Source organism: Streptomyces sp. WAC 06738, from assembly GCF_003945505.1.
Lineage (GTDB): Bacteria > Actinomycetota > Actinomycetes > Streptomycetales > Streptomycetaceae > Streptomyces.
The window spans coordinates 2,951,806-2,969,682 of the sequence record NZ_CP029618.1 but is presented as its reverse complement, the minus strand read 5'-3'; the positions used below and the strand labels follow the sequence as shown (position 1 = coordinate 2,969,682).

General features: G+C 74.1%; 18 protein-coding genes. 7 read left to right on the top strand and 11 right to left on the bottom strand.

The window, feature by feature from the left end; genetic code table 11:
* Positions 1 to 10 precede the first annotated feature (10 nt).
* The 3 genes from DMB38_RS12475 to DMB38_RS12465 all read left to right on the top strand — a co-directional run bounded on the left by DMB38_RS12475 (position 11) and on the right by DMB38_RS12465 (position 2,763).
* Positions 11 to 625 (top strand): hypothetical protein, encoded by a 615-nt coding sequence (locus DMB38_RS12475; RefSeq protein ID WP_125935240.1) that lies wholly within the window; start codon positions 11 to 13, stop codon positions 623 to 625.
* 22 nt (positions 626 to 647) lie between these two features.
* Complete coding sequence (locus DMB38_RS12470; protein ID WP_125935239.1) at positions 648 to 1,388, top strand: nuclear transport factor 2 family protein; 741 nt, start codon at positions 648 to 650, stop codon at positions 1,386 to 1,388.
* A gap of 79 nt (positions 1,389 to 1,467) precedes the next feature.
* Positions 1,468 to 2,763 (top strand): lytic transglycosylase domain-containing protein, encoded by a 1,296-nt coding sequence (locus DMB38_RS12465; RefSeq protein WP_125938978.1) that lies wholly within the window; start codon positions 1,468 to 1,470, stop codon positions 2,761 to 2,763.
* Between the two features lie 75 nt (positions 2,764 to 2,838).
* Here the strand turns inward: DMB38_RS12465 and DMB38_RS12460 are convergent, their stop codons facing one another.
* Positions 2,839 to 3,267, bottom strand: a complete 429-nt coding sequence (locus DMB38_RS12460) for an OsmC family protein (RefSeq protein WP_125935238.1) — start codon at positions 3,265 to 3,267, stop codon at positions 2,839 to 2,841.
* Positions 3,268 to 3,474: 207 nt separating this feature from the next.
* Here DMB38_RS12460 and DMB38_RS12455 point away from each other — a divergent pair, with 207 nt between their 5' ends.
* Together DMB38_RS12455 and DMB38_RS12450 are read left to right on the top strand one after the other, a co-directional pair.
* Positions 3,475 to 4,137 carry a TetR/AcrR family transcriptional regulator gene (locus DMB38_RS12455; protein WP_125935237.1) on the top strand — a complete coding sequence of 221 codons (663 nt, stop codon included), beginning with the start codon at positions 3,475 to 3,477 and terminating at the stop codon, positions 4,135 to 4,137.
* 133 nt (positions 4,138 to 4,270) lie between these two features.
* Complete coding sequence (locus DMB38_RS12450; RefSeq protein ID WP_125935236.1) at positions 4,271 to 5,785, top strand: MFS transporter; 1,515 nt, start codon at positions 4,271 to 4,273, stop codon at positions 5,783 to 5,785.
* 121 nt (positions 5,786 to 5,906) lie between these two features.
* Here the strand turns inward: DMB38_RS12450 and DMB38_RS12445 are convergent, their stop codons facing one another.
* Both DMB38_RS12445 and DMB38_RS12440 read right to left on the bottom strand, forming a co-directional pair.
* Positions 5,907 to 6,677 (bottom strand): class III extradiol ring-cleavage dioxygenase, encoded by a 771-nt coding sequence (locus DMB38_RS12445; RefSeq protein WP_125935235.1) that lies wholly within the window; start codon positions 6,675 to 6,677, stop codon positions 5,907 to 5,909.
* A gap of 82 nt (positions 6,678 to 6,759) precedes the next feature.
* On the bottom strand, positions 6,760 to 7,893 hold the full coding sequence (locus DMB38_RS12440) for a questin oxidase family protein (protein WP_125935234.1): 1,134 nt from the start codon (positions 7,891 to 7,893) through the stop codon (positions 6,760 to 6,762).
* A 466-nt stretch (positions 7,894 to 8,359) separates the two neighbouring features.
* On the opposite strand from DMB38_RS12440, the gene DMB38_RS12435 reads away from it, so the two are divergent.
* Entirely contained in the window at positions 8,360 to 9,379 is a 1,020-nt protein-coding gene (locus tag DMB38_RS12435; RefSeq protein WP_125935233.1) for a sigma-70 family RNA polymerase sigma factor, read from the top strand.
* A gap of 86 nt (positions 9,380 to 9,465) precedes the next feature.
* Here the strand turns inward: DMB38_RS12435 and DMB38_RS12430 are convergent, their stop codons facing one another.
* Entirely contained in the window at positions 9,466 to 9,837 is a 372-nt protein-coding gene (locus tag DMB38_RS12430; RefSeq protein ID WP_125935232.1) for a DoxX family protein, read from the bottom strand.
* 219 nt (positions 9,838 to 10,056) lie between these two features.
* Positions 10,057 to 11,244 carry a P1 family peptidase gene (locus DMB38_RS12425; RefSeq protein ID WP_125935231.1) on the bottom strand — a complete coding sequence of 396 codons (1,188 nt, stop codon included), beginning with the start codon at positions 11,242 to 11,244 and terminating at the stop codon, positions 10,057 to 10,059.
* Positions 11,245 to 11,466: 222 nt separating this feature from the next.
* On the opposite strand from DMB38_RS12425, the gene DMB38_RS36075 reads away from it, so the two are divergent.
* Entirely contained in the window at positions 11,467 to 11,625 is a 159-nt protein-coding gene (locus DMB38_RS36075) for a hypothetical protein (protein ID WP_164715965.1), read from the top strand.
* 61 nt (positions 11,626 to 11,686) lie between these two features.
* Here DMB38_RS36075 and mscL read toward each other — a convergent pair whose 3' ends face one another.
* The 6 genes from mscL to DMB38_RS12395 all read right to left on the bottom strand — a co-directional run bounded on the left by mscL (position 11,687) and on the right by DMB38_RS12395 (position 17,748).
* Entirely contained in the window at positions 11,687 to 12,199 is a 513-nt protein-coding gene (gene mscL, locus DMB38_RS12420; protein WP_125935230.1) for a large conductance mechanosensitive channel protein MscL, read from the bottom strand.
* Positions 12,200 to 12,313: 114 nt separating this feature from the next.
* Positions 12,314 to 12,991 (bottom strand): hypothetical protein, encoded by a 678-nt coding sequence (locus DMB38_RS12415; protein ID WP_125935229.1) that lies wholly within the window; start codon positions 12,989 to 12,991, stop codon positions 12,314 to 12,316.
* A gap of 449 nt (positions 12,992 to 13,440) precedes the next feature.
* Positions 13,441 to 14,289 carry an S-methyl-5'-thioadenosine phosphorylase gene (locus DMB38_RS12410; RefSeq protein WP_125935228.1) on the bottom strand — a complete coding sequence of 283 codons (849 nt, stop codon included), beginning with the start codon at positions 14,287 to 14,289 and terminating at the stop codon, positions 13,441 to 13,443.
* Positions 14,290 to 14,326: 37 nt separating this feature from the next.
* Positions 14,327 to 14,710, bottom strand: a complete 384-nt coding sequence (locus DMB38_RS12405) for an FmdB family zinc ribbon protein (protein ID WP_125935227.1) — start codon at positions 14,708 to 14,710, stop codon at positions 14,327 to 14,329.
* A gap of 67 nt (positions 14,711 to 14,777) precedes the next feature.
* Positions 14,778 to 16,037, bottom strand: a complete 1,260-nt coding sequence (locus DMB38_RS12400; protein ID WP_125935226.1) for an MFS transporter — start codon at positions 16,035 to 16,037, stop codon at positions 14,778 to 14,780.
* 253 nt (positions 16,038 to 16,290) lie between these two features.
* Positions 16,291 to 17,748: a potassium/proton antiporter gene (locus DMB38_RS12395; protein WP_346429505.1), complete on the bottom strand. Its 1,458-nt coding sequence runs from the start codon at positions 17,746 to 17,748 to the stop codon at positions 16,291 to 16,293.
* Between the last annotated feature and the right edge of the window lie 129 nt (positions 17,749 to 17,877).

The following is a 17,877-nucleotide window of genomic DNA, read 5'->3' as shown; positions in this document are numbered from 1 at the left end:
GCGGATCGACGTGAGCCTGAGGAAGAACCCCCTGCTGACGCTGGCCCTCGTGGCGGCAGCGCTGGCGGCGGTGCTCGCGGCGTGGGCCGGCACCTCCTGGTACGCGGCCGCGCACGACGACGCGGCGGACTTCGCCGCCTCCCGGGACGACGCGCTGGCCGCCGCCCGGCAGGCCGTGACGAACCTCAACACCCTCGACCACCGCGATCTCGACGAGGGCCTGGACCGCTGGGAGGCGTCCGCCACCGGCGAACTCCTCACCCAACTGCGGCAGGGGCGCGCCGGGTTCGAGAAGGAGGTGGCGAAGGCGGAGACCGTCACCACGGCAGAGGTGCTGTCGGCGGCGCTCACGGAACTGGACGACCGGGCCGGCCGGGCGGACGTGCTGGTCGCGGTCCGTATCACGGTCGCCGCGCCCGGGGAAAAGCCGCAGGCCAAGGAGAGCCGGATGCTCGGCGAGATCACCCGCACCGGCGACGGCTGGAAGCTCAGCGCCCTCGGGCAGGCGCCCGCGGGCGACTCCGCCGGCGGTGACGCGGGCGAGGGGTCCGGCCGGGGCCCGGGGCAGGGCACCGACCAGGGATCGGGCTCGGACTCGGGCCGGGCCGGCGAAGCCGGGCAGTGAACTTCCGGAGAGGACCGCAGAGATGTCGACCACCCGCCACCTGATCAACCGGCGCCGCCGCACCGCACCCCCCGCCGAGGAGGCGCGGACGCCGGCCCGGCGGCAGCCCGCCGCGGCCGTCCGGGCCAGGCCCAGGAGCAGGACCGCGGCCCGTCCCGCGGAGCCCGCGGAGAAGCAGCCCCCGGCCCCGGCCCGCAGGCCGCGGACCGGCGCCCGGGACCGTACCGCCGGGGACCGTACGGGCGCCCCGACGTCCGCGCGCGGGGGGCGGCTTGCCGCGGCGCTGGGCGCGGCCGCCGTGCTGCTCGGCTGCTTCGCGGCCTTCGCCGCCGTGCAGGCGAGCGGGGGCGGCGATCCCGCCGCCGGCAACGCCGCGCTCGTGGACGCGCCGCTGACCAGCGAGGTCAAGGGCGGCGTCGGCGAGGCGGTGGAGGCGGTCTTCTCCGTCGACTACACCGACCTCGACGAGAACCGGAGGGCGGCCCGTACGTACCTCACCGGCAAGGCCGTCGCCCAGCACCGGGACATGCTCGCGGACGTCCGCGAGCAGGCCCCGTCGCAGAAGCTCGTCCTCACCACCACCGTGACCGACTCGGCGGTGGAACTGGCCGGCGGCGACGCGGCCCGCGTGCTGGTCTTCGCCGACCAGCGCAACACCCGTACGGACACGGACGAGACGTCGTACGGCGCCGCGATGGTCGCGGTGGACGCGGTGAAGGACGACGGCAGGTGGCGGATCTCGCACATCGACACCTTCGGCTGACGGCCCGGGCACGGCCGCACGCCACGACCAGGCAACCCCGACTTCGCCGGGAGGCAGGTCCATGGCTTCACTGAGCAGGATGCGCCACAGCGTGGCGACGGCGGCGCTCGCGGCGGCGGCGATGGTCGCGCTCACCGCCTCGCAGGCCCCCGGCGGCGAGGCCGGCCGGGCGGCCGGGGGCGGGGCGGAGGACCGGCTCGACACCGTGCCCGTGCTGCCGCCGGGGACCCCGGGCGACGGCCAGTACCACACCGAGATCCCGCCGCTTCAGGGCATGGACCCGGTCGTCAGCACGGAACCGACGCCGCCCGCGGTGATCGAGCAGCAGTCCGGCGTCCCGGCGACCGTGCTCGACGCGTACCGGAAGGCGGAGCGGCGGATCGCGGTGAGCGACCCCGGCTGCGGGCTGCCGTGGGAACTGCTGGCCGCCATCGGCAAGGTGGAGTCCGGGCACGCCCGCGGCGGCGCCGTCGACGCGGACGGCACCACGCTCACCCCGATCCTCGGGCCGGTCCTCGACGGCAACGGCTTCGCGCACATCTCCGACACCGACGGCGGCCGCTACGACGGCGACACCGGCTACGACCGGGCCGTGGGGCCGATGCAGTTCATCCCGTCGACGTGGGCGGGGTGGGCCGCGGACGGCAACGGAGACGGGCGCTCCGACCCGGAGAACGTCTACGACGCGTCGCTGGCGGCGGGCCACTACCTCTGCGCGGGCGGCCGGGACCTGACGGCGGCGGCCGACCTGGACCGGGCGATCCTCAGCTACAACCACTCGCGGGACTACCTCGCCACCGTGCTGGCCTGGGTGGGCTTCTACCGCTCCGGGGTGCACGCGGTGCCGGACGGCACGGGCGTGCTGCCGGCCAGCTCCGGCGCGGGCAACCCCCGGTCCGTACCGGAGAAGGGGAGCAGGAAGCCGCCGGGAGAGCCGGACGGTCCCGGCGGGATCGTGGTCGGGCCGCGGCCGAGTCCTTCGGACGGCGGGTCGGGGGGCTCCGGCGGGTCGGAGGGCTCGGGCGGATCCGGGGGCTCGGGCGGTACGGCCGGATCCGGCGGTACGGGTGACTCCGGCGGCTCCGGCGACCCGGGCGGAACGGGAGACCCCGGCGGCGACTCCGGCGGCGATCCGGGCGGCGGCCCCGGCGACCCGGGTGAGAGCGGCGGCTCCGGCGACCCGGGCGAGACCGGCGGCTCCGGCGACCCGGGCGGCGACCCCGGCGGCGGCACGGGCGACCCCGGCGACCCGGACCCCAGCGACAGTTGCTCCGCAGACCCGGGTGAGTCCCCCTCACCGAGCCCCGGCGAAGACCCGGGTGCGTCCCCCTGCCCGGACGACTCCACCTCACCGGATCCGTCGGGAACCACCTGACGGGACGCCGGCACACGATCGCCCGGTCCGCGCCGGGGCGCCGACCGGGCGATCGGGGTGTGCGCAGGGCGTCGCTCAGACCAGCGTGGCGTTGAGCGTGATGTTCTTGACGCCCGCCAGCGCCTGGCTCACCGGGCAGTTCTTCTTGGCGTCCTCGGCGGCGGCCTGGAACTCCTCCTCGGAGAGCCCCGGCACGGTCGCGCGCACCGTCAGCACGATGCCGGTGATGCCCTCGCCGGGCTGGAACGTCACGTCGGCGCTGGTGTCCAGGGACTCCACGGTGTGGCCCTTGCCGGCCAGGCCGTGCGAGAAGGCCATGGAGTAGCACGCCGAGTGGGCCGCCGCGATCAGCTCCTCGGGGCTGGTCTTGCCGCCGGGCTCGGCGGAGCGGGCCGGCCAGCTCACGTCGTACGTGCCGATCTTGGAGGACTCGAGGGCGACGGTCCCCTTGCCCTCGAGCAGGTTGCCCTCCCAGTGGGTCTTCGCGGTGCGGGTGGTTGCCATGGCGGTCAGCCTCCGAGTCTGGAGCGAAAGACGGTACGTGCCCCAAGTTATCGGTGCCGGGGCGCCCGAGGGCGCCCGGCCCTGGGCCCGGCGCCCGCGTGGCGCAGATCACAGTGAAGCCGGGAAATAGCGGGGAGTGCCTCCCCGTTTAGCTGGTGTCGGAAGAAAGCGGGGAGAGATTCCCCGGAAGCCACCAGGGAGGCAACCATGGGCAGGGGCAAGGGCGCCACGCTCACCGGGCAGCGGCAGCCGCGCATGCGGGCCGACGCCTCCCGTAACCGCGAACGGATCATCGACGCCGCCCGGGAGGCGTTCGTGGAGTGGGGCCCGGACGTCCCGCTCGACGAGATCGCCCGCCGCGCGGGCGTCGGCAACGCGACGGTCTACCGTAACTTCGCCGACCGCCGCGAGCTCATCCTCCAGGTGACCCTGGAGTCCATGCGCCGCATCGCCGACCTGGCGGAGGCCGCGCTCGCCGAGGACACCGAGGCGTTCGAGGCGCTGCGGGGGTTCGTGCACCGGGGCGCCGACGAGCGGATCGGGTCGCTGTGCCCGCTGCTCGTCGACGGCTTCGACCACGCGGCCCCCGAGGTGATGAACATGCGCGAGCGCCTCGACACCGCGCTGGAGGACCTGATGGCGCGGGCCCGCGCCGAGGGGACGCTCCGGTCGGACGTGGGCGTCGGCGACCTGATGGTCGCGCTCGCCCAGCTCACCAGGCCGCTGCCCGGCCTGGAGTGCGGTGTGGGGTTCGACACGTACATGCACCGTCATCTGGAGCTGTTCCTCGACGGGCTGATGAATCCGGCCAGGTCAACGTTGTCCGGCAGCGCCGCCACGTTCGAGGCTCTGCGGCAGAAGGGCACGTAAATGAGGTGATCCGCGAGCGGTGAGTCTGTTCTGATCATCGAGACTCCCTTTTCCGAGCCCTGTGCGGTGATGAGCACCGGTTCGTTCTGATTCATACCAAGATCAACCCTGAACTCGAATGGTGGGTACCCCCATGCCAGAAACGGCACTGCAGCCTGATCCGAGGCGCTGGAAAGCCCTCGCGTTCATCGCTGTGGCCCAGTTGATGGTCGTCCTCGACGCGACCATCGTGAACATCGCGCTGCCCTCCGCCCAGGAGGACCTCGGCATCTCCGACGGCAACCGCCAGTGGGTCATCACGGCCTACGCGCTCGCCTTTGGCGGCCTGCTGCTCTTCGGCGGCCGCATCGCCGACCTCTGGGGCCGCAAGCGCACCTTCATCACCGGCCTCGCCGGCTTCGCCGCCGCCTCCGCGCTCGGTGGCGCGGCGACCGGCGAGGTCATGATGTTCGGCGCCCGCGCCCTGCAGGGCGTCTTCGGCGCGCTGCTCGCGCCCGCGGCCCTGTCCCTGCTCGCCGTCCTCTTCACCGACGGCAAGGAGCGGGCCAAGGCGTTCGGCATCTACGGCGCCATCGCAGGCGCCGGCGGCGGCGTCGGGCTGATCCTCGGCGGCGTGCTGACCGAATACCTGGACTGGCGCTGGACGTTCTTCGTGAACATCCCGTTCGCCGCCGTCGCCATCCTCGGCGCGATGGCCGTCATCCACGACCCCAAGGGCAGCCGGAACCGCTCCACGCTCGACATACCGGGCGTGCTGCTGGCGACCACCGGTCTGGTGGCGCTGGTGTACGGCTTCACCCGGGCCGAGTCGGACGGCTGGACCGACACCCTGACGCTGGTCATGTTCGTCGCGTCCGTGGTGCTGCTGGCCGCGTTCGTGGCGGTGGAGTCGAGGGTGAAGAACCCGCTGCTGCCGCTGCGCGTCCTGCTGGACCGCAACCGCGGCGGCGTCTACCTGTCGCTCGGCCTCGCGGTCATCGCGATGTTCGGCGTCTTCCTCTTCCTCACCTACTACCTCCAGGTCGTGAAGGGGTACACCCCGGTCAAGACCGGCCTGGCGTTCCTTCCGATGATCGTGGGCATGATCATCGGCTCGACCCAGATCGGCGCCCGGCTGATGACCCGCGTACAGCCGCGGCTGCTGCTGGTGCCCGGCTTCCTCGTGGGCGCCCTCGGCATGCTGCTGCTGGCCCAGATAGAGCCGGGCAGCTCGTACGCCGCGGTCGTCCTCCCCGGCCTCGTGCTGCTGGGCCTGGGCCTCGGCACGGCGTTCATGCCGGCCATGTCCCTGGCCACCTTCGGGGTCGAGCCGCGTGACTCGGGCATCGCCTCGGCGATGGTCAACACCTCGCAGCAGGTCGGCGGCGCCATCGGCACCGCGCTGCTGAACACGATCGCCGCCAGTGCGACGACCGACTGGATCTCCTCGCACGCCTCGGAGGCCCGCAGCCTGGGCCGGCAGGGCTTCGAGAACTCCGCGGCCGTGCACGGCTACTCGACGGCGATCTGGTGGGCCGTCGGCATCCTGGTCGTCTCCGCCGCCATCGCCTACGCCCTGGTCAACGCCCGGGCGCAGGCGGGGCACGAGACGGTCGGCGACGGGACGGGTGCGTCGGACGAGGTGCAGGCGCCGGTGATGGTCCACTGACCGCGCCGGTGCACTGACTCGAAGGAGAGTTCAGGGCCGGGTGAGGGCCCCTTTCCGTTCCTCGGGGGGACGGGAAGGGGCCTTCACCATGCCTGGTTCCGCTCTCCGCTGCCGCTCGTGCTCAGCCCAGTTGGAGGGAGCGCTTGGCCAGTCCCATCCAGAAGCCGTCGATGACGCTGCGCTGGCTCGGCAGGTCGTCCTCGGCGGCGCCGAGGGTGACGAAGAGCGGGGCGAAGTGCTCGGTACGGGGATGGGCCAGCCGCCCGGCGGGGGACTTGCGCACGAAGTCCAGCAGCCCGTCCACGTCCTGCGCAGCCAGCGCCTCGCGGCCCCAGGCGTCGAACTCCGCGGACCACGCGGGCGGCCCGTCGCCGGTGTGCCGCAGGGCGGCGAGGTTGTGGGTGAAGAAGCCGCTGCCGACGATGAGCACGCCCTCCGCGCGCAGCGGCGCGAGCCGGCGGCCGAGCGCGAGCAGCCGCTCCGGATCGAGGGTCGGCATGGAGAGCTGGAGCACCGGGATGTCGGCGTCCGGATACATCTCCACCAGCGGCACGTACGCGCCGTGGTCGAGTCCGCGGTCGGGGAAGTCCTGCACGCTCTCGCCGGGGGTGCGCAGCAGTTTGCGTACGGACTCGGCCAGCTCCGGGGCGCCGGGGGCGGGGTAGCGGACGCGGTAGTAGTGCTCGGGGAAGCCCCAGAAGTCGTAGACCAGCGGGACCGTGGTGGTGGCGCCGAGGGCGGCGGGGGCCTCTTCCCAGTGCGCGGAGACCACGAGGACGGCGCGCGGACGGGGCAGGTCCGCGGCCCAGGCGGCCAGCTCGGCGGGCCAGACGGGATCGTCCGCGAGCGGCGGGGCGCCGTGGGAGAGATAGAGCGCGGGCATGGTGGGCATGGGTGGGTCGCCGCCTTCCGGTCCCCTGAAGTTTAGACTTCAACCATACCCGCGCTCGGCCGGATGCTCCCGTGCGGTTCGCTCAGAACGCCGGGTCGATGAGCGCGACGGACTGCAGCGCGGCCACCCGCGCGGTGTCGTCGCCGACGTCCAGCGCGGTGTCGACGAACTTGATCGTGTGCTCGTCCCCGTGCGCCGCCGCCCGGGTCAGCAACTCGTCGGCCGCGGCGGCCGCGTCGCCGGCCGGCGGCGCCGGGATGCGCTCCGGCGGCAGCGGGGCGGCCGGTCCGTACGCCGCGGTGACGGCGGCGCTCGCCGCCCAGGCCGCCGCGTAGCTCGGGACCCACAGGCCGCGGGGGAGCGCGGGCAGGGCGCGGAGCACCGCGTTCGGGGCGGTCGCGGCGTGCACCAGCATCACCGGCTCGCCGTGGCCGTACGCCGCATAGCGGTGGACCGCGGCCCGTACCAGCGAGGCCAGCGCCTCGCGGGCCTCCTCGGGGGTACGCGCCGGGGTCAGCGCGCTCACCGCCGCCGGCCAGCCGGGCGTCGCCTCCGCGGTGAGCTGCGCCAGTCGCTCGCGGATGCCGCCGGCCTGCGCGGGCACGGCGGGCACGGCGGCCAGCGCGGCGTCCGGGCCCGCGGTGCCGGCCGGGACGGGGGCGCTGGGTAGGCGGGCGTAGCGGGCGGCCCAGTAGCCCAGGGCGTGCGCCAGTTCGGTGACGCGGGGGGCGGTGGGGGCGTGGCCCGCGGCCTCGGTGTCCTGGAGGGTCCGTACGGCATGGCCCGCGCGGATCACGGTGTGCGTCGCGGCGCCGGCCAGCCCGGGCAGCAGCCGCGGCCACCACTCCGCCAGCACCTCGCGCCACGGCCGGGCGGCCAGTTCCCGGGCGAAGTACGCGGGCCAGTCCCCGAGCCGGGCCGGATCGCCGAGCGCCTCGTGCCAGGCGGCGGGGTCGATGGGCCGGGCCTGCGGCGGCATGTCCTCCAGCTTGTCCCGGTAGCGGTCCAGCCAGCGGTGCACGGTCGCCGCCCGGTCGCCGTGCACCAGGGCCTCGACGGCCATCGGGCCGTGGTTCGTCAGCCAGCCCTGCCGCTCGGGCCCCGCGGCGTGCAGCCGCTCCAGGGCCTCGTCGAGCACTCCGCTGTCGTCCCGGATGCGGCTGTCGTCCCGGGTGCGGCCGGTCTCCGTACGCGCGTCCTCACGGCTCTTCTCCATGCCGGCGACGCTACGTGCGCCGCCGCCGGTCCGTAACGGCCGCGGGCCCTAGGTCCCCGTAGGTCTACAGGTCCAGGCGCCCACCCGCACTTTCCGGCCGCGGGAGCAACCGGACGGCCCCGCGCGCCGTCTTCACAGGGGGAGGGCGGCGCAGAGCGGCGCTGCCCCCTGGGGGGAGGCCACGATGCCGGATGTGACGGGCATCTCACGGGCCGGCGGCGGCCGGCACCGGTCCGGGCCGGCGACGGGCGCCGGCCGCCCGGTCTGACCAGGCTCCTCTCCGGCCCGTAACCGCGCACCGTACGGCGGCCTGAGCCTGCCTTGAGGCGGGGCAGGATACTGCAAGATCACGAAAATCGGGGCACCCGAAGGGAATTCTGTCCTGATTCTCTGCGTTGGACAGGGTGAAACGGACACCCGGTAGGTGTCGACCACCGGTTAGGAACTCACTCGCAAGGGAGCACGCATGGCAACCCGTGCCGTCGCCCGCCGCCAGGCCGAGACCCCGGCCGGCGGGGCAAGCAGCGCTCGCGGCGCTCGCGCCAAGAGCGGCGAGATCGCCGACCGCGACCTCGTCGGGATGTACCTCGACGAGATCGCGCGCACGCCGCTGCTCGACGCCGCGAAGGAAGTCGAGCTCTCCCTGGACATCGAGGCCGGCGTCTACGCCGGGAAGCTGCTCGCCGGCGAGGCGAAGCCCGAGGCGGTGGACGCGCCGAGCGCGTCGGCGAACCGGGAGGAACTCGAAGCGATCGTGGCCCAGGGCGAGCGTGCGAAGGACCTCTTCATCCGCTCGAACCTCCGCCTGGTCGTCGCCGTCGCCCGGCGCTACCCGCGCAGCGGGCTGCCGCTCCTCGACCTGATCCAGGAGGGGAACGCCGGCCTGGTGCGCGCCGTCGAGAAGTTCGACTACAAGAAGGGCTTCAAGTTCTCCACGTACGCCACGTGGTGGATCCGCCAGGCCATCACCCGCTCCATCGCCGACCAGTCCCGGACGATCCGGCTCCCCGTCCACCTCGTCGAGGAACTGGGCCGTATCCGGCGCGTACAGCGCGAGTTCAACCGCGAGCACGGCCGTGAGCCGGAGCCCGCCGAGGTCGCCGCCGAGCTGGGCTCGACGCCCGAGCGCGTGACGGACGTCCTGGACTGGGCCCGCGACCCGGTCAGCCTCAACATGTCGGTCGACGACGAGGGCGAGACCCAGTTCGGCGACCTGCTGGAGGACACCGGCGCGGACTCGCCGGAGGACTCCGTGCTGGTGATGATGCGCCGCGAGGAACTGGAGGGCCTCATCGGCCGCTTGGAGCCGCGCACCGCGTCGATCATCAAGGCGCGCTACGGCATCGAGGACGGCCGCGAGCGCACGCTCACCGAGGTCGGCAAGCAGCACGGCCTGACCCGCGAGCGGATCCGGCAGATCGAGAAGCACGCGCTGGTCGAGCTGAAGAAGCTCGCCCGCGACACGGGCTTCGAGTCCGCGGCCTGACCGCGCGCCTGACGGCGCACCCCCGAGCAGCCCCCGATGTCTCCCCCCGGCATCGGGGGCTTCCCCATGCCGGTGGGGAGGCGGGATCACGCGCCGAGCGCGGCGTCGGTCATGTGGGCGGCGGAGGCCAGGGCGAGGAGCAGATACACCCCGGGGAACGCGATGTTGTGGAAGACCCGTGCCCTGACGTGCGCGGCGACGGCGCCGACGAAGAAGAGGGTCAGGCCCACCCCGGCCGCGACCCCGAGCCACGGCACCGCCGCCAGCCCGACGACGAGCCCGGCCGCACCGGCCAGCTTCAGCGCCCCGAGGTAGGGCAGGGCGGCGGCGGGAGTGTGCACGGCGGCGGAGTTCTTCATGACGAACCCCGCCTTGGCGAAGTCGGCGACGGCGATGAACGTGTTCGCCGCGATGCACACCACCACGGCGGTGGACAGCGCACTCGTCTGTACGCTCATGGGCCGCAGACCTCCTCCGATGGTGGGCTACCGGGACGCGAGAGTGGTGGTCTCGTCCGTCCCAACGCTCCTGCCCGGGAAAGGTGACACCCGGTGGTACGGGTCGCGGAGTGCGAAGCGGCCCGGCCCGGTCGACCGGGCTCGCCGACGTCGGCCGGCGGCGCCGCCGTACCGGCAACCCCGACGGGCGGCGGATCGGACGGGTGAGCGCGGCCGTTGTCAGGCGGGGGTGTAGAGGTCGGTGTAGGACGGGAAGGTACCGCCTGGGCCGTCGATGGATTCCGCGGTGCGGAGTGCCTTGGCCATCGCCCGGGTGAGGGTGTCCGCGCTGGCCGCGAAGACCTCGTTGAGGGCACCGGCTTCCTGGTGGACCGCGAATGCCGGGTCGGGGGTGGCGGTGTCCGGGGACAGCAGCGGCCGGGCGCCGGTGGCCAGGGCGAACACCGTGTCGCCGTCGGAGAGCAGGTGCGCGGGTCGTACGGCACGGGCCAGACCGTCGTGCGCGGAGCCGGCCAGCTTCTGCGCCTGCGCCTTGCCGAGCGCGGCGTCCGTGGCGACGACCGCCAGCGTCGTGTTCAGCGGCGGCCGGGCCGACGCGGCGAACCGCCGCGCGGTCTCCTCCCGCGCCGCCTCCAACCGCCGCAACGCGGCGGCGTGCACCTCCGCGCCGGGCAGTCCGCCCGCGGCGCCGCTGGAGAAACCCCCGGAAGAAGCCCCGGGGGGGACCCCCCGCCCCCCATCCCCACCCCTTGCTTCGCCGGGCGTCGCGGGTCCGCCCGCTGCCGCGCCGGGCAGTTCCGCGTAGAGCGCGCCCGTGGCCGGGTCGAGGCCCGAGCCGGCGGCGTTGACGACCGCCAGCGCGGCGACCGTGGTGCCGGAGGGCAGCACCGTGCTCGCCGTGCCGACACCGCCCTTCATCGCCCCGCACACCGCCCCCGTGCCCGCGCCGACGTTGCCCTGCGCGACCGGGGCGCCGGACGCGGAGGCCGCAGCCGCGGCGGCGGCCTCCCGGCCCATGGCGGCGTCGGGGCGGGCCCGGAAGTCGCCGCCGCGGCCCAGGTCGAAGAGGGCCGCCGCCGGGACCACCGGGACCACCTGCGCCGGGTCCGGCCCCACCCGGAAGCCGCGGCCCTGCTCCTCCAGCCAGGCCATCACGCCGGAGGCGGCAGCCAGCCCGTACGCGCTGCCGCCCGTCAGCACCACCGCCTCCACCCGCGGCACGATGTTGCGCGGGTCGAGAGCATCGGTCTCCCGGGTGCCGGGCCCGCCCCCGCGTACGTCCACGGAGGCGACGGCGCCGCCCTCCGGCGCGAGCACCACCGTCGTCCCGGTCAGCCACCCGTCACCGACCCGCGACGCGTGCCCGACCCGCACCCCCGCCACATCCGTGATTCCGTCCACGCCCATCCACGCACTTTAACCGCCGACCTCACGGGCCCCGGCGGCAAAGCCCCGGGCCCGCGCATGGGCACAGCGCGCGCCTGCGCCCGCGCACCGACCACGGTGCCTGTCTACGCCCGCGTGCGTACCGCCCGTCCCGCGTGCGCGCCGGGTCGCCGGACGTGCCGCCCCGCTCCGCTCCGGCGCCGCCCCGGCCGCCGACCGGGGCGGCCCCGTACCCTGGGGGCTATGAGCACCGAGCCCGAGAACCCGCTCGTCTTCGACGATCCGCTGGCGCAGCAGAGCCCGGACGACACCGACGAGGGCTGGGGCGAGCGGCCCGCCGCCGAGGGGAGCGCCGCCGATCTGGCCCGCTTCCTCGACGAGAAGCCGCCGCACCACCTCTGACCCCGCACGGGGCCGCCTCGGCGACGACGGCCCCGCCGCTTCCGGGCGGCCGCCCGCCGCGCTACCTCTGCGTCGGCAGCGTGCCGCCTTCGCGGTGCGGCGTCGCGCCGTTCCGCTGGGCCACCAGCTCGTCGCGGATCTGCGTCAGCAGTTCGATCTCCGTGGCCTCCGCGGGGGTCTCCGCCACCGGCGCCTTCGCCGCCTGCCGCTCCCTGAGCTTGTTCATCGGCAGGATCATCGCGAAGTACACGACGGCGGCCGTCATGACGAACGTCAGCGTCGCGCTCAGCACCGGGCCCCACAGGATCGCGATGCCCTTGGTGACCTCGCCCTCCGGGCTCGTCGTGCAGACATCGCTGAAGCACGAGTGGTACTTGTCGAGGTTCTTCGAGCCGAAGACACCGACGATGGGGTTGATGACGCCCTTGACCACCGCGTTCACGATGCTCGTGAACGCCGCGCCGACGACGACGGCGACCGCGAGTTCCATCACGTTCCCGCGCATCAGGAACTGCTTGAACCCGGCGATGACGCCCTGACTCTCCGAGCTGCTCCCGGCGTCCTGCGTGCTCAATGCCCTTCCTCGCTTCACTCTCGACGGGTCGGCCGACCCAGCAAGGTATGGCAGAGATACGGAAGGATTGTCCAATCCTCCCACTCATGCCGGTGACCATCCGCGCAAGTGTCGTCATCGCAGGGTCACCGCCAGCCGCTCGCCGGCCGCCGCACCGGCCAGTGCCGCAGCCGTGGACCGCGGCACGGACAGCACGACCAGCGTCCCGTCGTCCCACCCCGTCAGCCCCGCTGCGCCGGACGGCAACTCCACCTCCGGGATCTTCGCCAAGTCCGACGCGTCCGGCGCCTCTTCCGACCCGTCCGGCTCCTCTATCGACTCCGGCGAGCCCATCGCTCCCGCCGTCTCCGCGGCCCCCGGCGCGTCCGCCCCCTGCTCCGCATCCGGTGCCCCCGCCGTCCCCGGGACCTCGGCCACCCGTGCCGCTCGCGCCACGACCCGCGCCGGGCCCCCGTCGTCGGCATCCACGGCCAGCACGTCCACCACGTCGCCCGGCTTCAGGAGCCCGGCCACCCCCGCGTCCGCGATCCGCACCGGGGCCAGCACCTCGCCGCCGCTGCCCTCGCCTTCGTCACGCGTCTCGCCCGCCGGTCCCGTGGCCTCCCCGGAAGCCTCCCGCTCCGCGCCGTCCGGTGCCGCGGCAGGCGGCGGGTCTTCCGTGTCGCCGCGCGGCGCCGCGGCCAGGGCCGCCGCCGCCATCGCGAGCAGGGCGGCCAGCAGCCGCCGCCGGCTCGCCAGCGCCCGCCGCAGCCGGGCCCCGCGCGCCGGCCGCAGCGGCTCGAAGTCCGGCACCCCGCCCGGCGGCGGCGCCCCACGCGGCAACGAGCCCGGTGCTGCCGGCGGCCACGCGCAGGATCCCGCCGGCGGCGCTGAGCCCAGCCCCGCCGTCGGCCGCGAGCCCGGTCCCGCCCCCGGCGACGGGCCCGGTCCTGCCGCGCCCCCGCCGCCCTCGCGTGAAATCACCGCCCCCGCGGGGCCGTTGCCTCCGGCCCTCACCTCGCCGTACCGCAAGCCGGCCTCGGCGCCGGGAGAAGAAGCCAGAGAAGAGCCGGGAAGAGTGCGGGCCAGGGCGGACATGGCGGTCACCACCTGTTCGTGACGAGTCGGTCGCGTTCCGTAACGCCCTCGACTCTGCCCGATCCCCGCCCGCCCCGCTCCAGCCTGTGGATAACTCCCCAGTTGTGGATAACTCCGTCACCCGTGCCCGGGGGAAGCCGCCCCCACGGCACGGGCGAATCGCCCTACGGCAGCTCGATCCCCGGGTCCATCCCGGCCAGCGCACCCGCGCACAGGCAGTTCCGGTCCTCCGTCGCCGGCAGCCGCCCCACCGCGTCGAAGAGCACGTCCCGCAGCCGCCCGACGTTCGCCGCGAAGACCTCCAGCACCTCCTCGTGGGAGACGCCCTCGCCCGTCTCGGCGCCCGCGTCCAGGTCCGTCACCAGCGTCATCGACGTGTAGCAGAGCTCCAGTTCACGCGCCAGCACCGCCTCCGGGTGCCCGGTCATCCCGACCACGGCCCACCCCTGTGCCCGGTGCCACACCGACTCCGCTCGCGTGGAGAAGCGCGGCCCCTCGATGACGACCAGGGTCCCTCCGTCGACCGCCTCCCAGCCGCTCTCGTGCGCGGCCTTCAGCGCGGCTCCCCGCCCGGTGGGGCAGTAGGGGTCGGCGAGGCTCACGTGCACGACGTTCGGCGTGGCGCCGTCGGGCAGTTGCTCGCCGTCGTAGTACGTCTGCGCGCGCGACTTCGTACGGTCCACCATCTGGTCCGGCACGAGCAGCGTGCCCGGCCCGTGCTCCGGCTGCAGCCCGCCCACGGCACACGGCCCCAGCACCTGCCGTACGCCCAGGGAGCGCAAGGCCCACAGGTTGGCGCGGTAGTTGATCCGGTGCGGCGGGATGTGGTGCTTGCGGCCGTGCCGGGGCAGGAACGCGACGCGCCGCCCCGCGATCTCGCCGAGGAACAGCGAGTCGCTGGCCGGCCCGTACGGTGTCTCGACGGCGATCTCCGTGACGTCGTCGAGGAACGAGTAGAAGCCGGAGCCCCCGATGACGCCGATCTCTGCCTGTACTGCCGCTGCCTCAGCCATGCCGCAACGATAACCGCGCGGCCGGGCCCGGCGGCGCTCAGGCCGCGGACGTCCCGCTGGACGACTTGGAGGACGACGAGGAGGAAGAAGACGAGGACGCCGAGGAAGACGACGAACCCGAAGAGGAGGAGGAAGGCGAGGACGACGACGAAGAGGACGAGGTCGACGACTCGGAACTCTTCTTCTCGCCCGACCCCGACCCGGAGCCGCCGGAGCCCGATCCCCCGGAACCCGAGCCGGAACCGCTGCGGCTGTCCGTGCGGTAGAACCCGGAGCCCTTGAAGACGACGCCCACCGCGGAGAACACCTTGCGCAACCGCCCCTGGCAGGCGGGGCACACCGTCAGCGCGTCGTCGGTGAACTTCTGCACCGCTTCGAGGCCCTTGCCGCACTCGGTGCACTGGTACTGGTAGGTCGGCACGTGCTTCCTCCTGGCACTCTCAACTGTTGAGTGCTAACGACGCTTCATCATGCAGCATTCCAGCCCGTCAGTCCACCGGCGCCGGCACGGGGCGCCCACCGCCACGGACCGTGATCGCTCCGTGGCTGTCCGCAGGTCGCAGGCGCCGCCGGAGCAGAAGCAGTGTGGCGCATGCGAGCGCGGTCGCCGCCAGCGGTACGAGGAACCCGGCTCTCGCGCCCGGGCCGTCCGCCAGCCGACCGGCCGCCGTCGTCGCCGCGGCCTGCCCCAGCGCGACGGCACCCGTCAGCCACGTGAACGCCTCCGTGCGCGCCTCCCTGGGCACCAGCGCGTCCGCCAGGGTGAAGCCCGTGATCAGCGCCGGCGCGATGCACACGCCCACCGCGAGGCCGAGCCCGCCGAGTGCCGCCGCCGACTCGAGACCCGCGACCGCCCACAGCCCCGAGGCGGTGGCGACCAGCAGCGGGTACGCGACGAGGAGGCGCCGCTGCGCCGGGCCGCGCAAGCGGACCATGCCGATGACGACCCCGGCGAGCATGTTGCCGGCGGCGAAGACCCCGTACAGGACCCCGCTCAGCCCGGGGCGGCCGATCGACTCGCTGAAGGCCGTCAGTGACACCTGCATGCCGCCGAAGACCGCGCCGACCCCGAAGAACGCCGCGACCAGCACCGGCAGCGCGGGCGCCCGCAGCGCGGAGACCCGCCGTCCGCGCGACAGGCCCGTGCGATCCGCGCGCCCCACGGGCGGCGCCGTCCGCCGCTGCGCCGCGAACAGCAGCCCGCCGGCCAGCGTCAGCACCCCCTCCGCCACCAGACCCGCGGCCGGATGCACCCCCGTGCACAGGGCCGCGGCGAGCACCGGCCCGACGACGAACGTGAACTCGTCCGTCACCGACTCGAACGCCGTCGCCGTGTGCTGCAGCGGGGTGCGCGCATCCGGTCCGGTGGCGAAGAGATGTGACCAGCGGGCCCGCACCATCGGCCCGATCTGGGGTATGGACGCACCCGTCGGCACCGCCGCGGCCACCAGCGCCCACCCCGGCGCACCCGCCAGCGCGAGCACGCTCAGCAGGGCCACCGCGGCGGCGTGCAGCAGCACGCTCGGCAGCAGTACCGCGCGCTGCCCGTAGCGATCGGTGAGCTTGCCGCTGACGGGGGCGCAGAACGCCATGGACAGACCCGCCGCGGCGGCCACCGTGCCGGCCAGGGTGTACGAGCCGGAGGTGTGCTCCACGAGCAGCACGATGCTCATGGTCAGCATCGCGAACGGCTGCCGCGCGGCGAAGCCGGGGAACACGAAGCTCCGCGCCCCGGGCGTGCGCAACAACTGACGGTAACCGGGCCGCTCGCCGGGTGCACCGGAGAGAGTTCCCGAAGGCGAAGGGGATGCCGAAGACGAAGGGGATCGCGAGGGAGAAGGGGATCCCGGAGGCGGAGGCTGAGACGGGCGCGACACGGCCCGGTCCTTCCTGCTGCCTGGTAGTGCCGCGCACCGAGGGCCGTCCGCTGTGCGCACCCCTCAGGCGCGCCGGCCCTGCATCAGACAGAGACAACTGTTCGTACGAAATTCCACCCCGACCCTACCGCCCCCGCCGCTCGTCCGCCGACAGCCACCGCGCCAGCTTGCCGCCCCGCCCGACGTCCCGCAGCCGCTGCTCAGCCGCGTCCCGTACCTCGTCGGTCGTCACCACCAGCAGCTCGTCGCCCCGCCGCAGGATGTCCGTCGGCGCCGGCACGAAGCTCGTCCCGTCCCGCACCACCAGCGTCACCGCCGCCCCCGGCGGCAGCCGCAGCTCGCCGACCTCCACCCCGTGCATCCGCGACCGCTCCGGCACCGACAGCGACAGCAGGTGCCCCCGCACCCGCTCCAGCGGCGCCGACTCGATGCCCAGGTCGTACGCCTCGTCGCCGTCCCCGAGCCGCAGCCACCGGGCCACCAGCGGCAGCGTCGGCCCCTGCACCATCGTGTAGACGATGACCAGCACGAAGACGATGTTGAACACGCGGCCCGAGTCGGCGACCTCGTTCACCATCGGGATCGTCGCCAGCACGATCGGCACCGCGCCGCGCAGCCCCGCCCACGACATCAGCGCCTGTTCCCGCCACGGGATGCGGAACGGCAGCAGGCTCACGATCACCGACGCCGGCCGCGCCACCATCGTCAGCACCAGCCCGACGATCACCGCGGGCACGATGTCGTCGCCCAGCTCGTGCGGCGTGACCAGCAGCCCGAGCAGCACGAACATCCCGATCTGCGCCAGCCAGCCCACTCCGTCGGCGAAGCCGCGGGTGGCCGACCAGTGCGGCAGCTTCGCGTTGCCCAGGACCATCGCCGCCAGATAGACCGCCAGGAAGCCGCTGCCGTGCGCCAGGGCGCCCACGGCGTACGCGACGATGGCCAGCGCCATCACGGCGATCGGATACAGGCCGGAGGCCGGCAGCGCCACGTGCCGCAGCGCCATGGAGCCCAGCCAGCCGATCGCCAGCCCCAGCGCCGCCCCGATGGCCAGCTCCAGCAGGATCTCGCCGAGGAGGACGTACCAGGACTCCAGGTGCCCGGAGGTGGAGAAGGCGACGACGAGGATGACCACGGGCGCGTCGTTGAACCCGGACTCGGCCTCCATCACGCCCGTGATCCGCTTCGGCAGCGGCACCCTGCGCAGCACGGAGAAGACCGCCGCGGCGTCCGTGGAGGAGACGACGGCGCCCATGATGAGCGCCTGCTTCCACTCCAGGCCGACCAGGTAGTGCGCGCCGGTCGCCGTCACGCCGACGCTCACCGCGACGCCCGCCGTGGAGAGGACGGCGGCCGTGGGCAGGGCGGGTTTGATCTCACTCCACTTCGTGCCGAGGCCGCCCTCGGCGAGGATCAGTGCGAGGGCCGCGTAGCCGAAGACCTGGGTGAGTTCGGCGTCGTCGAAGTTGTAGCCGAACAGGCCGTCCTCGCCGACGAGGACGCCGATGCCCATGTACAGCAGGAGGCTGGGCAGGCCGCTGCGGGACGCGAGCCGGACCGCCGCGACCGCGACCAGGAGCACCAGCGCGGCGACGAGCGCGAGCTTGTTGAGTTCTTCGACTGACAGCTTTCTCCCTCTCGTCTGATCCGCCTTGACGGAGAATTTACCCGGAGCGACCGCCCGCCTGCTGCTTCGGGGGACAGCGCAGGG